Raw genomic sequence first — 16,340 nt, 5'->3', positions numbered from 1 at the left:
CGAATAGTATTTGGTTGTACGAATATTGGGTTTATGTATTCTCCGGAACAGGAATATTTTTTATAGCTGTTGTTAACCGGCCTATGGTTTCCTGTTTGCCCAGGAGTGAAGTAATGTCGAACATGTGAGGGCCTTTGCTCTCGCCTACTACAGCCAGACGGAAAGCATTCATAATGTTTCCGAGGGGATAGCTTTTCTCTTCAATCCATTGCTTAACGATGTTCTCCTGATTTTCGGAAGAGAAATCGTCGATACCTTGCAATACGTTGGTAAGCTCGGTAAGTTGTACGGGGCTTTCTTTTTTCCAGCGTTTTCTTACCGTTTTTTCGTCGTATGAAGCCGGTGCAATGAAGAAAAACGAGGCTTGGTCCCACAATTCCTTCACGAAATTCACCCGTTCTTTCACCAATCCGATAACGTTGGCGGCATAGTTCTTGTCGTGAGGTATGTTCTTTTCTGCCAAAACAGGTTGAAGCATCTCTGCAAGGAGTTCGTTGGATGTTTCCTGAATATATTTGTGGTTGAACCATTTGGCTTTTTCGAAATCAAATTTCGCACCGCTCTTGCTGCACCGCTCGAACGAAAAGGCAGTAACCAGCTCATCAAGTGAGAATATCTCCTGCTCTGTCCCCGGATTCCATCCTAGCAAAGCCAGAAAGTTGACGACTGCCTGAGGCAAGTATCCGCTTTCGCGGTATCCTGACGATGTTTCTCCTGATTGGCGGTCTTTCCATTCCAGCGGAAAGACGGGAAATCCGAGGCGGTCCCCGTCGCGCTTGCTCAGCTTTCCGTTGCCTTCGGGTTTGAGCAGGAGCGGCAGGTGGGCGAACTCGGGCATGGTATCTTCCCATCCAAAACTTCTATATAGCCACACGTGAAGGGGAGCCGACGGCAACCATTCTTCACCACGGATCACGTGCGTGATCTCCATCAGGTGGTCGTCCACCACGTTGGCAAGGTGGTACGTCGGCAGTTCGTCGGCCGATTTGTAAATGACCTTGTCATCGAGCACAGAGGAGTTGATTACCACTTCTCCACGAATTAAATCGTTTACGGTGATATCGATACGGGGCTCAATCTTTATGCGTACCACGTATTGCGTACCGTTGTCGATCAGCTTTTTCACCTCTTCGGTGGGTAACGTCAGTGAATTCCGCATCTGAAGCCGTGTGGCGGCATCGTATTGAAAGTTCGGAATTTCGTTGCGTTTGGCTTCTAGCTCCTGGGGGGTATCAAAGGCAATGTACGCCTTGCCTTCGTCCAACAGTTTGTGGACGTATTTTTTGTAAATGTCTTTTCGTTCCGACTGTCGGTAGGGCCCGAATTTCCCTCCTTTTGCGGGACTTTCGTCGTAGGGCAGTCCCAACCAGTCGAAAGCTTCCTGAATGTATGCTTCTGCTCCGGGAACAAACCGAGTGGAGTCGGTGTCTTCAATCCGAAGGATAAAGTCTCCGTTTTGTTGTTTGGAAAACAGGTAGTTGTATAATGCCGTGCGAACTCCGCCGATATGAAGCGGCCCGGTAGGACTGGGGGCGAAGCGGACTCTTGTTTTTCTGCTCATAATTTTGATGTTGAGGCTACAAAGGTAAGAAAAAAATAAGACCCGGGTATGATTCACAACCACAACCTCGCTTCGTTGCCCATATTGAACACCAAATCGATGATACTTGCATTCTGGATGAACCCTAGTTTATCGCGAAAAACCTGGTAGTAAGGCCTGGTCATGAAGCCGGAGGGCCTTTTGGGATGAATTGTTTCTCTATGGTCCGCTACCCCTTCAGGTATTTCGGCAACGTATTCCGGAGATAGATTAGTTGGTTGCTCTATCCGCAGCCATCCGCAGATGAGTTCGTGAAGCTGAAGGTTAAAATCGACGAGAAAAGGAATCCTCTTTTCGTAGAACGGCTGTAGTTCGTCTGCATAATACTCAAAAAAAGGTGTGGAGCTGTATGCCGATACAATGGCGTTCCAATGCAGGTGCCGCCAGTTTCCGTGATCTGCAATGCGGACATCCTTCATCCGGCATTTTACTGCAGAAGGTTTTTCGACAGGAATGCTCAATGCCATCGATCCGTTGGCCCCAACAATGTTACACCGGTTTCGGTAAGATTGTTTCTGGTAGTTTTCGTAAACCTCTATAACGGTGCTGGAGGCGCGAAAAAATACCGAATAGTATTCGACGGGCGCCAGGTAGAAGGAAGAAAGCAACACTCTCCCGGTTATTTTTTTGCACTTCGAAATAACCTGTTCCACCGGATTTTTCCGTTAAGCCAGCCGTTGTCTTTTTCCAGAGAAAGCCATATCAGCATCGGTTGTCCCACGATATGGTCTTCGGGAACAAATCCCCACACGCGTGAGTCGGCCGAGTTGTGGCGGTTATCCCCCATCATGAAGTAGTAATCCATCTTAAAGGTATACGAGTCTGCTGGCTCCCCGTTTATGTATACTTTTCCGTCGCGAAAGGCAAAATCGTTCCCTTCGTAATTCTTTATACAACGTTCGTAGGCTGCCGCTTTAAAGGCCACATCAGTGTCGAACGTGAGGGTGGCACCTTTCTCCGGAATCCAGAGCGGCCCGAAGTCGGCGCGGGTCCAATGGGTCGGATAGTCTAAGGGATAATAATAGCTCGAACCAGGCTGCTCCACGTCTTTTACCACCTCCCATACGAAAGGTTTTTCCTTCAGCTTAGCGGCCATCGCTCCGGTTAACGGGATATTGTAATAGATCTTTCCGTTGTTTCCGTTGTGTTGTTTCAATCCGGAATGGGCCATGGTCAGGCTGTCTATACCCGTTAAATCCTGCATCTTCAGGGAGACCTGCCCGTAGCTGTTCGGCATCATGTAGTCGTCCTTGTTGATGCCCAGTTCCTGGAAAATTTGTTCCGATATAACTGTTCCGTCCGTATGGATCATGTAGGTCAACTGCGATAATTTAGGGCTCGGGATGAGTTCCCCATCGATGTAAACACTGTCGTCGCGCAATTCGATGGTTTCCCCGGGAAGTCCGATACAGCGCTTTACGTAATTCTCGCGCCGGTCCACCGGGCGAAAAACCACTTCGCCGTAGGTCCTTTGGTCGGAACGTATTCCGGCGCTTCCGTTGGTGTTGTACCTGGAGAGGGTATAAAAATCAACACCCTGCTGGTTTAAAGCAACCGTATCCCCGGCGGGGAAATTAAAAACGACAATATCGTTGCGCTTTACTTCTCCGAGTCCCTTCAGCCTGCGGTATTTCCACTGCGGCTTATCGATGTATGACTTTCCGCCGATTACCGGCATGGTGTGCTGTGCCAGCGGAAACGACAGGGGAGTGATGGGTGCGCGGGGCCCGTAGCTGACCTTGCTGACCGCCAGAAAATCGCCGACCAGCAAAGATTTTTCCAGTGATGAAGTGGGGATCTGGTAGTTCTGGAAGAAAAAAGTGTTGATAAAATATACAGCTATCAACGCAAACAAGATGGCATCCACCCATTCCATGGTTTTGCGGACGGCCTTATTTTCGGTTTTCTTCCACCATGACCACGGTACAAACTTCGTGATGTATACGTCGAAAAAAAGCAGGATGAAGAGCAGGATCCACGGGCTCCCGGCCCAAACGGCGAAGAGGACTGTGGAAAGTGCCCATACGCCAAACCACATCCATTGATGCTGTTGGGCAGAGGAAATGCGCGCCTTCAAATTTCCCGAAGGAGACTTGTGGAAAGAGGCATTGTTGTTGTCGGCGGTTTGATTCATCTTTTTTGTATTTTTTGCAATTGTTTCAATCGGTTGATGCTGTTTATGCTTCTTTTGAAGCAATCAGGGATGAAGGTTAAGCATGTCTTTCATACCCAGAAAACCTTTTTTCCCTTTCGTGAATTCGGCAGCTAAAACGGCACCGAGGGCAAAACCCTTCCGGCTCTTGGCATCGTGGGTGATTCGTATGCTGTCGGCTTCCGATTCGTATATGACGGTATGAATGCCGGGAACTTCCCCTTCACGAAAAACCTTAATTTCCAGTTCATTCTCATTGCCGGCTTTGTTGAGTGACCATGTTTCTTTCCGTCCCAGGTTTTCCAAAATACCTTCTGCCAACGTGATGGCTGTTCCGCTGGGTGCATCCAGCTTATGGATGTGGTGTGTTTCTTCCATCCGCACGTCGTAATCGGGAAATTGGCTCATTATCTTTGCCAGGTAATTGCTGAGTGCATAAAAGATGTTTACACCCAAGCTGAAGTTGGAAGCATAAAAGAAGGTTTGCCCCTCGTTTTTACAAGCCGCTTTTATTTCGTTCAGGTGTTCCAGCCATCCGGTAGTTCCGGATACCACGGGAACGTTTGCTGCAAAAGCTCTACGGTAATTCTGCAGAGCACTTTCGGGAGAGGTGAACTCAATGGCGGCCTCGGCGCTCCTGAACTCGGGAGAATCAAATTTACCGGTTTCGTTGAGGTCGATGGTGCAAACGATTTCGTGCCCGCGTTGCAGGGCGATTTTTTCAATTTCGTGCCCCATCTTGCCGTAACCGATTAATGCTATTTTCATCTGTTTAATTGTTAAAACGCAAAAATACAAAAATAGAACTGATTGTGAATCTGTTTTGCGTTATTTGTTCTTAAATTGTACGTACGGTATCGTTTCGGTTACCAAGCCGCGAGCTTACAACCATCCTCTTTCCCGATACCACTTTACGGTGGCCTCAACCCCCTCTTTTAACCGGTAGCCGGGCCGGAAGTCGAGGTCGCGTTGTAGCGGAGTGGTGTCGCACGACCAGTTCCGTTGCTTCATGATCTTGTATTTGTCGGTATTGAAGGCAGTCGCTTTACCCAGCAGGCCGGAAATTCTTTCGCTGATGAATGCTGCCGGCTTCACCAACCACAGAGGAACGTTAACCCTGAAAACGCGCTTTTTCTGCAGCGCTTGTTGTACAATGGTATTGAACTCCGAATCGGTATAAACATCCCCATCGGCCACGAAATATTCCTTCCGGTGAGTGTTCTTTTCAATACAGTTGAAAATGACCCTTACCAGGTCACCGACATAGATAAATGTGAGGATCTGTTTCCGGAATCCGGCACCAACATTTATTCCGTTTTTTACGGCACGCATCAAGATCAGGTAATCTTTGTCGCGCGGCCCATATACTCCCGTAGGGCGAAGAATAACATACGGGAAACCGGGTAGCTTTTTCAGATAATTTTCGGCTTTCAGCTTACTTTTGCCGTAAGCCGTATTTGGATTAGGAGTACAGTCGCACGACAAAGGGGTGTATTTTATTTCGTCGCCCGCACCTACGGCTCCCAGTGTGCTCATAAAAACGAATAAATCGGGGACGGCATCGGTTTCGACAAGTGCGTCTACAAAGTTCCGTACTTGTTCGTAATTTACCCTGTCGAATTCCGCTTTGTGAAGAGCCTTGGTAATTCCGGCGCTGTGTACGATGTAATCGAACCGTCCGTTTTTATCGGTGAAATTCTGAAGCTGCTCTTTTAGTTTTTTCTTATCACCGTAGTTTAAATCAATAAATTTTATCCGTTCATCCTGCAAGTAAACTTTGTTACTGCTTGCACGGATTCCTGCCCAGGTTTCGTAACCCAACTCCAATGCTTTGTCAATGGCTGCGCTGCCAATAAAACCGCTAGCTCCGGTGATAAGGATTTTTTTTTGTTCCATTCCTTCCAAAATTCAATCACAAATTTAATCATAACCACGCATTTTAAAAACAATATTCCCTAAAGATGTCCGATAAAAGTCCTGTCCGTTGAAGTTAAATATCTGAAAAACGAATATTTTTTGTTACTTTGTACTAAGAAGCAGTTTTGAGTTTTTATGAAACTAAACCTAAAAATTCAAGACAATTTCTAACTAAAACAGGATTTCGTTGTTTAATATTGTAAACGAAACAGATTATATGAGTAAAAGAACATCAGTTGCAGAGACTGTATCAAAACCGAAAAAGAAAGAGCTGGAACAGCTCGTTGTCGATTTTCTGACCGAAAATAAAGACAAGCAGTTTAATTATAAGCAGATAGCTGCTGCATTAAATATCCGGGGAGAAGAAGGCCGCCGTGTATTGGTAAAAGCGCTTGACCGGCTTCGCGATTACGATGTGTTGCTGGAGACTTCTCGTGGGAGATACAGGTTAAATAACCGCGGATTGATCCTCGAGGGACGCTTTGAAAGAAGAAGCAACGGTAAAAACTTCTTTGTGCCCGATGACGATGCCAACATTATCTATATTCCCGAACGGAACAGCAAACATGCGATGAACGGAGATCGGGTACGCGTCCAACTGCTGGCAAAAAGGAAACGGGCCGACACCGAAGGGGCGGTCGTTGAGATTCTGGAGCGTGCACAAACCCGGTTTGTAGGAGTACTGGAAGTGCAGAAATATTTTGCTTTCCTGGTAATGGACAGCAAGTTTCTAGCCAACGATATATTTATTCCGACGGACGAGCTTAACGGGGCCGGGAACGGAGATAAAGTACTGGTGGAAATTGTGGAATGGCCCGAAAAAGCCAATAATCCGGTCGGGAAGGTGATTGATGTATTGGGAAAGCCGGGAGACAATACTACCGAGATGCACGCTATCCTGGCACAATACGGATTACCGTACAGGTATCCCGGGGATGTGGAAAAAGCGGCGGAACTGATTCCTGAAAAAATCGACGAGAAGGAGATTGCCCTGCGGGAAGATTTCCGCGATGTGTTTACCATAACCATCGACCCGAAAGACGCCAAAGATTTCGATGACGCTTTGTCGCTACGTAAAATTTCTCCCACACTGTGGGAAGTGGGTGTGCATATTGCCGATGTAACCCATTACGTGAGACAGGGCGACATTATCGATAAAGAAGCGGAAAACAGGGCGACATCCATCTACCTGGTCGACAGGACTATCCCTATGCTGCCCGAAAGGTTGAGCAATGGGTTGTGTTCCCTTCGTCCGAAGGAAGACAAACTTTGTTTTTCGGTTATTTTTGAACTTAATGAGTATGCGGAGATTAAAAAATCACGCATTGTCCGCACCGTCATAAATTCCGACAGCCGGCTCACGTATGAGGAGGCACAAACCGTGATAGAAACCGGGAAAGGTGATTTTTCATCCGAGATCCTGGTCATGAACAGCCTGGCACAGAAATTACGTGAAAAGCGTTTTGCAAGCGGAGCCATCAACTTTGAGCGCTACGAAGTGAAATTCAACCTCGATGAGAAAGGCAAGCCGCTTGGAGTTTATTTTAAAGAATCGAAGGAAGCAAACCACCTCATCGAAGAATTCATGCTTTTGGCCAACAGGACGGTGGCCGAATTTATCGGAAAGGTTCCGAAAGGTAAACATGCTAAGGCATTTGTTTATCGCATTCACGATATACCTGATTCCGAAAAACTGGACACCCTGAATGCCTTTATCCTTCGTTTCGGCCATAAAATAAAAACCGAAGGGAACAAAGTAGAGGTGGCAAAGAGCATCAACTCATTGTTGGATAAGGTCCAGGGCCGTCCCGAAGAAAACCTGGTGGAGACCATTGCCATCCGCACCATGTCCAAAGCGGTTTATTCTACCAAAAACGTGGGGCATTACGGGCTTGCGTTTGACTATTACACACACTTCACATCTCCCATCCGGCGTTATCCCGACATGATGGTCCACCGGTTGCTTGAACGTTACCTGGACGGTGGCCGATCCGTTGATCAGACAGAGCTGGAGATGGAATGCAAGCACTCTTCCGATATGGAACAGGTGGCAGCCAATGCCGAGCGCGACTCCATCAAGTACAAACAGGTGGAATTTATGGCCGACAAAATCGGGAAAGTGTACGACGGTGTTGTTTCCGGGATTACGGAATGGGGTATTTACGTGGAAATTAACGAAAACAAATGCGAGGGTATGATCCCTATCCGTGAACTGGACGATGATTTTTACGAACTGGACGAGAAGAATTACCGCCTGGTCGGCCGCCGCACTAAACGTGAATACCGCCTCGGACAACCGGTTTCCATACAGGTTGCAAAAGCCAACCTGGAAAGGAAACAACTGGATTTTGTACTGGCCTAGTTCAGGCCTTTTTGAAGAACGAAGTCTTGCTGAATGCGTGCTGGAAAAAGACCGGACCTTGAAATTCGGTCTTTTTCCATTTGGAAGGATCCTGAAGCTCGGGAAAAGGGGCAAGGTAATAGCTCCTGTCGGTATTGTCCACAATCAGGTAACCTCCTTTTTTCACATGAGGAATTGCTCTTTTCACACAACAGTTTCTAACCCTTCCGTCCACAACGACCAAATCGAAATATTCTTCCGGAAAAGTATCAATTGCTTTTACGTAGTCTTCGAAGGAGAGTCCTGCTGATTTTTTATCTTTCGATACAAAATCGTCGGGGTTCCGGTAGTCCCTTTCGTTGAAGTCAGCAATAGGCTTTCCCGCGATTTCCTGGATACTTACGTTTTTTAAATCCAGTTCTTCGATTTTCTTATTCAAAAAATCTTTCCAGTCCGGATCGTGCTCAACGGTGTGCACCTGTTTGCAGCGTGAAGCAAAAAACAGGGTGGACCCGCCCGACCCCCATTCAAAAACGCTCATGCCGGGCCGGCATGTCGCCGAAAGAAAATCAACGGCATCGTAGGTCATCCAGGGTGACCGGCGGTTCAAGGTAGTGTCACCTGATTTTTTATCTTTATACCAGCGGATGAACTGTTTTATGTGCGATAATGTCTTGTTGTTTAATGCATAATCAATCGCGAAGCGAACATATAACAAAAATTCTTTCATTTTTTTTCTTTTTTTCTTTTTTTGAACCAATACTCAATCTCTTTCAGCATCTCCAGTTTAAATAGCTTACAGAGAAGAATGTATGACGTGCCCGTGATAACCAGGTTGAGGATTATAAAAACAACGTTGTTCCCTATTTTCATTGTAAGAAGGAAGGACACGGCAGAACTGATAATTGCCAGGAGTAAATAAGGCCCTATATCCTTAATCAGGTGAAAAAGGGTGTATCGGATAAGTTTTCCCGTCAACATTACGGAAATTATCAGTGAAATAACCATGTAGATTATCCAGCTAACGGCTAAAGCGGTGATTCCATGCGGAAAAAGAAGAACGATCAGTAAAATCAGCAAAACCCCTTTTGCCACTTCAATGCCCAGAAAGAACTTGGAGTTCTCCTTAGCTATAAACAATTCCTGAAAGATAAAAATAAAAGGAGAAAGCATTCCTGCGAACGTAAGAATTTGAAAATAAGGAACAGCTGCCAGCCATTTCTCTTTGAAAAGGAGGTGAAACGTTGGTTCTGCAATCACAATCATGGTAAGTCCAATAGGGAATGATAGGAATGCTATGGATTTTATGATCTTACTGACCACTCGCTTTAACCGTTCCGTTTGTTCGTTTATCTCCGATAAAATAAGCATTGCTACGGTACGAAAGGTGTTTGCCAGTGTAAGAAACGGAATGTCCTGGTACTTTTTTGCCTGATTGAAGTAAGCCACCTGACTCATCGGGTAGAAAGCTGCGATCAAACTCGGGTAAATGTTGTTTACCGTAGTTGAAATAACCGATGCGGACAGCAATTTGTTGCTGAAAGCAAAAAATGTGCCCAAGCTCTTTCTGCTGAAACGGGCGATAGGCCGCCAGGGGGAGTAGACCCACAAAAAAAGGGAGCGGAAAAAAGCATAGAGAAGTGTCTGGGCTACCAGTGCCCATACACCGTACCCGGCAATGGCCATTACAACGGCCACTACATCGGAAAAAAGGAGTGAGAGTGTATTTACCTGGGTGAGCCCCTTGAAATTAGCTTTTTTCGTGAGAATGGTTTGGTGGATTAAGCCAAATGCGTTAAAAATGAGCGACAAGAACAGGATCCGGACAACGCTTGTGATTGCGGGGGCATGGAACATCTTTCCCAGCAGAGGGGCGGTAAAGAAGAAGAGCAAATAAAGGACAAAGCTCAGTGAAATGTTGAAATAAAAAACGGTGGTGTAATCCGTTTGCGTCAGGTCTTTCCGGTTCAGAAGTGCTCGCCCGAATCCGCTGTCGATCAGGATGGTAGAGAATGCCACAAAGACTGCCAAGGAGCCAACCAAGCCGTAATCTTCAGCGGCAACGATATTCATCAGTATCAGCATACTGGCAAAGTTGAGCATCTGCTGCCCAAACTTATCGAGAAAGCTCCAAAAAAGAGAGACGGTAGTTTTTTTCTTTAAGGCTGAATCTGCCATATCGGGATTAAGTTTATGCAAAAGTAAGGTTTTTTTCAGACAAAAGACTTTTTGTTGATGTGCTTATTCATTAATACTATAGTTTTCTTATCTTTGATTTTTAGAAACTGTTCCTGGCTCATGGTTCTTATCTTTAAATGACTTTTTCCGAAGAAATAAAACAGCATGCCCTCTCGCTGGGTTTTGATGCCTGCGGTATTTGCCGCGCCGAAGAGAGTGAGCAGGAAGCCCATTACAGGAGCTGGCTCTCAGAAGAATGTCATGCCGGAATGGATTACCTGGAGCGGAATATTGATAAGCGAATGGATCCCCGGCTGATGGTTGAAGGAGCCAGATCAATTATCTCGGTTGCGTTGAATTACTTCCCCCATCGTTTTCAGCATGAAGATGCTCCCCAGTTTGCGTATTACGCTTACGGTGAGGATTATCACGATATAGTCAAAGAGAAGCTCAGCCGGCTTTTCGATTTCATAAAGCTTCGTTTTCCCGGGGTGTCGGGGCGTTATTTCTCAGACTCTGCTCCTGTATTGGAACGTTTCTGGGCGGCACGTTCCGGATTGGGATTTGTGGGCAAAAACACCTTGCTGATCATCCCCGGAAAAGGGTCTTATTTTTTTCTGGGAGAGCTTATTGTTGATCTTGAACTGGATTACGATTCACCCATATCACAAAATTGCGGGAAGTGCCGTCGTTGCCTGGACGCCTGTCCTACCGGAGCCATTGAAAAACCGCACTGGGTGAACGCCCGGAAGTGCATATCGTATCAAACCATTGAAAACAAAGGGGAAATTTCGCCCGAAATTGTTCCGCGTTTAAGTAACAATGTATACGGTTGTGATATCTGTCAGGTTGTCTGTCCCTGGAACCGGTATGCCCGGCCGCACAGTACGCCGGAATTTAATCCCTCGGATGAATTCCTTTCGCTCGATTACAAAAGGCTGCAGGAGATGGATGAAGATACCTACCGGCGGATTTTCCGGAGATCGGCGGTAAAAAGAGCGAAATTTGCCGGATTAAAAAGAAACCTCGACGCCTGGAAAAGTTCCCAACAAACGGAGGGTGGAATTTCCTAAAATCACTATTTTTAGCTACTTTTGCACATTCAACTATGCAAGAGCCATTCGACATACACGTAAATAAAAGCTTTCAGGAAAACGACCGGGAATACGAAAACGCGTTGCGTCCGCTGACATTTAACGGATTTAACGGGCAGGATAAAATTGTTGAGAATCTCAGGGTCTTTGTCAGTGCTGCGCGCATGCGCCGCGAATCGCTTGATCATGTGTTGCTGCACGGTCCTCCGGGATTGGGAAAAACCACCCTGTCGAATATTATCGCCAACGAGCTGGGTGTAGGGTTCAAGGTCACGTCGGGCCCGGTTTTGGATAAGCCCGGTGATCTGGCAGGGATTCTTACCTCGCTGGAAACGAATGATGTGCTGTTTATTGATGAGATTCACCGCCTGTCGCCTGTGGTGGAGGAATATCTTTACAGTGCGATGGAGGACTATAGGATTGACATAATGATTGATAAAGGACCGAGTGCCCGTTCCATCCAGATCGATTTGAATCCGTTCACGCTGATCGGTGCAACCACGAGAAGCGGGTTGCTGACCAGCCCGCTACGGGCCCGCTTTGGCATTAATATGCACTTGGAATATTACGATGCGGATACCCTTACGGGTATTATTCTCCGCTCAGCCAACATCTTGAATATCGCTTGTGCCCGAAATGCGGCTGAAGAGATCGCTTCGAGAAGCCGCGGTACTCCGAGGATTGCCAACGCGCTTCTTCGCCGTGTCCGCGATTTCGCCCAGGTGAAGGGATCGGGTAAAATAGACAAGGCCATTTCGTCCTATGCTCTGGAAGCGCTGAATATAGACCGCTACGGGCTCGATGAGATTGACAATAAAATACTTCTCACCATTATTGATAAATTCAAAGGAGGTCCCGTTGGGATTACGACCATTGCTACGGCCGTAGGGGATGATGCCGGGACCATCGAAGAGGTTTACGAACCGTTTCTCATCAAAGAAGGATTCCTTAAGCGTACGCCGAGGGGACGTGAAGCTACAGAACTCGCTTACCGGCATTTGGGACGAAAAAGGGACCTGGAGCAGGGTTTGTTGTTTTGAGAATCAAGGCTGTAGGTGATCTAGCTGTTGGAGAATGGTTTTTATTTGACCGCTTTTATAAAAAACAACGGGCTGCCAATGAAAATTTACAGCCCGCAGTCTTATATCTTCTTGACTCTCTTGTCTTAACTAAAAAGAGCTGTAGATAATGTCCAGTTTCAGTTTTTCCGGTTTATTCTCAAGCATTACCGCCGACGGTTTCATCTGGTTGTAAATAGCTGTAGGGGTACTTGTCCCCGATGAATAATAGGAGCTGCCTGTCGTGGTGAAAGTAATGTCTACCGGAACCAAGTAATAGGTGAGGTCGAACGCTTCCTTCTTCTGTCTTTTGTAGTAGTTAATCATTGCCGCAATATTCCCGAAATTGTAGGAATAAGTCTCTTTGTCAAAAGAAGCGTAAAAACTGGTTACGTTGTCGTGCAGTCTTCTGTTTTCAAAGAACCCTTTCAGCGAATCCTTATTGACCAGAAGCAAGTGGTCAGGAGGAGATAGTTTTACTTTCTCATCCTGGTTCGCTTCGGGCAAGGCGTAAACCATGAGTCGCGCCTGATTTAGCGATCGGTTGGTAAGTTTTGAGTATATCTCGGATATGGGGAAAATAACTTCAGTGTTTACTCCTGCCGGGCTCTTTATAAAAGTGCCCTTGTCGTTCGGTGTCAGCAATTGGTCATTGTTGTTTTGTATGTGATTGATTTGCGTCACTTCGGGAGTAATGTTCAACCGGAACTCGGAGGTGCGTATCGTATCTGTTTTTTCCGAGGATCCTTTTGGATCGAGGTACTTGTAGAAGATGTTCAAGGATGTCAGGTTTACGTTCAGGATCGTGCTGTTACCAAAGTTTGTCGTGATGTATAAACCCGGGAAAAATTTCCTGAAAGTATCCGTATTTTTCAGTTCACCGTGATCCGGTTTTTTAAATTCATCCAGAAACGATTGTCCTATAGATTTGGGCAACTCCGTATAAATCTCGTAAATCTTGACGGTTTGGGTGGTGTTACCTGTATAATATGTTTCTGTACGGTAGGTGTTGTTTTTGCCGGTAAACGTTTTTGTACCGAGCGGGTTGCTCATGTCCGATTTCGTCCTGGGATCGAAGTTGGTGTAATCCTTATTTTTAGGCAGTTCCTCAATGACCTTGTATACGGCCAGTCTCATGGGTGCCAGGGAATCACCGATTATGGAGGAGTAGGAAACTGTCAGCCGTACGGAATCAATGATAGCGCCATCTTTAAACGACTGATTTTCGGGATAATAAAATTCACCTACGTATTCAGACCGGATAGAACCGAAAACCGGATCAATATATTCTCCCAGAATGGGGTATTTGGTTCTGGAAAAAACAGAATCCACTTGTATGGTCCGGGATGAAACATACAACGTGTCCGTACCCACTGAAACCCTGTCGTTTTCCGGTTGAATGGTAAATCCTATTTTATCCAGGGTGTCAACGCAGGAAGCGAGAACGGTAACAATGGCAATGAATAATAGTTTGTATAAGGTTTGAAGTTTCATTCGTTTCAAAAAATTATGAGCGCAAATATCTGAAAAAAATATCTGAAAAAAAAGCCCTTAACGGGCTTTCTTGTGTTTTTTAATGATAATTGTCTATCAGAACAAAAAACACCCGCTTGACGGATTTTTTTTTAAGACAAATTAGGCGTCGATCTTATCGCAAAATTCGCCGATTTTTTCCACGTTATTCTCAAAATCGGGAGTATATCCCAAGTAGGGTATTTTTTTATCGATGATATACTTGTCCAGCTCTTTGTGAATGTTTTCACTGCCTTGAACAACTCCGTCCGAATAATCGATGGCCAGTTTTGTGAGGTTTACGAAATCCATTTTTCCCCGTTTTTTCACATCTTCGATTTCCTTGTCGCCAATGGTATCGAAACGAAGTTTTTCTGAAAATCCTTCGTTAAAAGGTTTTTCGAAGTTCTCGTCGTAAACGGAATAAATAACTTTGGCGTTCTTTAAGCAGGGATCGTCTTTGTATCCTTTCTTGATATAAATAGGCGCCAATGCGGTAAACCAGCCGTGGCAATGAATGATGTCGGGAACCCAACGCAGTTTTTTGATGGTTTCCAGTACGCCGCGGACAAAAAAGATGCTTCGTTCATCGTTGTCATCGTATTCCTCTCCTTTCTGATCAGTAAGCGTCTCACGGTTTTGAAAGAAATCGTCGTTATCGATGAAATAAACCTGCATGCGTGCCGACTGGATGGAGGCAACCTTGATAATCAGTGAATGGTCCGAATCGTCGATGATCAGGTTCATTCCCGAGAGGCGGATCACTTCGTGCAATTGGTTCCTGCGTTCGTTGATGTTGCCGAACTTAGGCATGAACGTACGGATTTCGTGACCTTTATCCTGGATGGCTTGTGGTAGATATCTCGATAGGTGCGAGATTTGTGTTTCCGGTAAATAAGGAAAAATTTCCTGCGTGATGTAAAGAATTCTTTTTTGACTCATTTAATTAATTTTCTTCAAATTCTTTACAAAGATAATAAAAAAAATCCGCATAACTGCAAAATGTTTTCGGCTGTTTTTTATTTATTTTTGATTTTCAGTTATTTATGCAAACGACAACCCGAAGATATTCGGTAAATGAATTGACGTTTCACTTTTTTTTTCCGCAAAAAATTCGTTGCTTTGCACGCTGAAATAAATGACGGAAAGAAACCGGTGTATTCCAATAGACATGTAGTAAAAATAAGTTTGCCTATCCTGCTCAGTTTGCTGGCGCAGAATATCATTCAGGTAATAGATACTGCCTTTCTCGGCCGGGTGGGAGAGGTGGAGTTGGGCGCATCTGCTCTGGCCGGGATTATTTACATTGCCATTTACACGATAGGTTTCGGATTCAGTATGGGAAGCCAGATCCTGATCGGCAGGAGAAACGGCGAAAAAAAATTCCACCAAATCGGTGAAATTGTCATTCAGGGGATTTTATTCCTTCTTGTTCCGGCGCTGTTGTTGATCGCGGTGTTCAAGCTTGGATTCTCCGATATGCTGATGCGTCTGTTTGAATCGGAAAATGTGAGTGAGGCTGTTTCCGATTATCTCGACTGGCGCGTCTATGGCTTTGTTTTCGCTTTTGCAAACAGCACTTTCCGGGCGTTTTACATCGGTATTGCCCGTACCAAGGTCCTTACGATAAATTCACTGGTCATGGCTCTGGTGAATTTGGTGCTCGATTACGGACTGATTTTCGGAAACTTCGGACTGCCTGAAATGGGAATTGGCGGTGCCGCGCTGGCATCGGTTATTGCCGAAGCGTCATCCACATTATTTTTCATTGTTTACACCCGGAAAACAGTCGACCTGGAGAAGTATGGCTTTCGGAGAATTACATTCAAGTGGGCGGTTGTAAAAAAGGTGCTGGATATTTCCATTTACATGATGCTCCAGTATCTGTTATCCATCGTGACCTGGCTGATGTTTTTTGTGTTTATAGAAAACTACCTGGGTGAGCGTTCTTTAGCCGTGACCAATATTGTGCGCAGCTTATACACCATCGTCACCATTCCGTCCCATGCGCTGGGTTCGGCAGTGAACACCATGGTAAGCAATACTATCGGTGCCGGGCGGCAGAATGAAGTGCTGAATTTGATCAAGCGGGTTACCCTTATCAGTTTGTTTTCGATGCTTGCCATTATCCTTATCGTTGCGGTTGTTCCGCGACTGATGATTCATATTTATACGAACGATACTTCTCTTATTGACGATACGGTAGCGCCGTTGTACGTGCTGTTGACCTCCCTGCCTTTTTATGCAATAGGGACGGTGTTGTTCAGTGCAGTTTCGGGAACAGGAAATACGCAAAGGGCACTGCTTTATGAGATCATCACCTTGTTAGGATATGTTTTTTATACCTGGATTATAGTTGTTTACCTCCGATTATCGGTCAGCTGGGCCTGGACAACCGAGCATGTCTACTGGGGGCAGCTGATGTTTTTTTCTCTGTTTTATTTGCAAAGCAAGAAGTGGGTGCATAAGAAGATATAGGGAATTTTCC

The 16,340-nt window shown here is 45.7% G+C and carries 13 protein-coding genes; 4 read left to right on the top strand and 9 right to left on the bottom strand.

The genetic code is table 11. From position 1 onward, the window contains the following. Window positions 1-31 precede the first annotated feature (31 nt). From KCV26_03325 to KCV26_03305, 5 genes are all read right to left on the bottom strand, one after another. Window positions 32-1,564: a glutamate--tRNA ligase gene (locus KCV26_03325; protein ID WZX38308.1), complete on the bottom strand. Its 1,533-nt coding sequence runs from the start codon at window positions 1,562-1,564 to the stop codon at window positions 32-34. Between the two features lie 50 nt (window positions 1,565-1,614). Continuing rightward, the gene (locus tag KCV26_03320; protein WZX37434.1) at window positions 1,615-2,211 is read right to left on the bottom strand and encodes a WbqC family protein; all 597 of its coding nucleotides are present in this window, start codon (window positions 2,209-2,211) and stop codon (window positions 1,615-1,617) included. 8 nt (window positions 2,212-2,219) lie between these two features. Continuing rightward, window positions 2,220-3,734, bottom strand: a complete 1,515-nt coding sequence (locus KCV26_03315; protein ID WZX37433.1) for a S26 family signal peptidase — start codon at window positions 3,732-3,734, stop codon at window positions 2,220-2,222. A gap of 63 nt (window positions 3,735-3,797) precedes the next feature. Next, window positions 3,798-4,520, bottom strand: coding sequence for a 4-hydroxy-tetrahydrodipicolinate reductase (gene dapB / locus KCV26_03310; GenBank protein WZX37432.1), 723 nt, complete (start codon window positions 4,518-4,520; stop codon window positions 3,798-3,800). A gap of 114 nt (window positions 4,521-4,634) precedes the next feature. Beyond that, window positions 4,635-5,648, bottom strand: a complete 1,014-nt coding sequence (locus tag KCV26_03305) for an NAD(P)-dependent oxidoreductase (GenBank protein WZX37431.1) — start codon at window positions 5,646-5,648, stop codon at window positions 4,635-4,637. 238 nt (window positions 5,649-5,886) lie between these two features. On the opposite strand from KCV26_03305, the gene rnr reads away from it, so the two are divergent. Further along, on the top strand, window positions 5,887-8,031 hold the full coding sequence (rnr, locus tag KCV26_03300; GenBank protein ID WZX37430.1) for a ribonuclease R: 2,145 nt from the start codon (window positions 5,887-5,889) through the stop codon (window positions 8,029-8,031). Between the two features lies 1 nt (window position 8,032). Here rnr and KCV26_03295 read toward each other — a convergent pair whose 3' ends face one another. Together KCV26_03295 and KCV26_03290 are read right to left on the bottom strand one after the other, a co-directional pair. Continuing rightward, on the bottom strand, window positions 8,033-8,740 hold the full coding sequence (locus tag KCV26_03295; GenBank protein WZX37429.1) for a hypothetical protein: 708 nt from the start codon (window positions 8,738-8,740) through the stop codon (window positions 8,033-8,035). Beyond that, entirely contained in the window at window positions 8,737-10,188 is a 1,452-nt protein-coding gene (locus KCV26_03290) for a lipopolysaccharide biosynthesis protein (GenBank protein ID WZX37428.1), read from the bottom strand. Before KCV26_03290 ends, KCV26_03295 begins: the two co-directional genes overlap by 4 nt. 137 nt (window positions 10,189-10,325) lie before the next feature. Here KCV26_03290 and queG point away from each other — a divergent pair, with 137 nt between their 5' ends. Continuing rightward, window positions 10,326-11,261: a tRNA epoxyqueuosine(34) reductase QueG gene (queG, locus tag KCV26_03285; GenBank protein WZX37427.1), complete on the top strand. Its 936-nt coding sequence runs from the start codon at window positions 10,326-10,328 to the stop codon at window positions 11,259-11,261. Window positions 11,262-11,296: 35 nt separating this feature from the next. Next, a complete protein-coding gene (gene ruvB / locus KCV26_03280) occupies window positions 11,297-12,322 on the top strand; it encodes a Holliday junction branch migration DNA helicase RuvB (protein WZX37426.1) in 1,026 nt (341 codons plus the stop codon). Window positions 12,323-12,451: 129 nt separating this feature from the next. Here the strand turns inward: ruvB and KCV26_03275 are convergent, their stop codons facing one another. Together KCV26_03275 and KCV26_03270 are read right to left on the bottom strand one after the other, a co-directional pair. Further along, window positions 12,452-13,834, bottom strand: coding sequence for a DUF4270 domain-containing protein (locus KCV26_03275; protein WZX37425.1), 1,383 nt, complete (start codon window positions 13,832-13,834; stop codon window positions 12,452-12,454). A gap of 141 nt (window positions 13,835-13,975) precedes the next feature. Continuing rightward, complete coding sequence (locus tag KCV26_03270; GenBank protein WZX37424.1) at window positions 13,976-14,794, bottom strand: glycogen/starch synthase; 819 nt, start codon at window positions 14,792-14,794, stop codon at window positions 13,976-13,978. A gap of 213 nt (window positions 14,795-15,007) precedes the next feature. Here KCV26_03270 and KCV26_03265 point away from each other — a divergent pair, with 213 nt between their 5' ends. Beyond that, window positions 15,008-16,330 carry an MATE family efflux transporter gene (locus KCV26_03265; GenBank protein WZX38307.1) on the top strand — a complete coding sequence of 441 codons (1,323 nt, stop codon included), beginning with the start codon at window positions 15,008-15,010 and terminating at the stop codon, window positions 16,328-16,330. Window positions 16,331-16,340: the final 10 nt, after the last annotated feature.

Origin of the sequence: Petrimonas sulfuriphila (assembly GCA_038561985.1) — a bacterium.
Lineage (GTDB): Bacteria > Bacteroidota > Bacteroidia > Bacteroidales > Dysgonomonadaceae > Petrimonas > Petrimonas sulfuriphila.
This window is presented reverse-complemented; position numbering and strand designations above follow the sequence as displayed.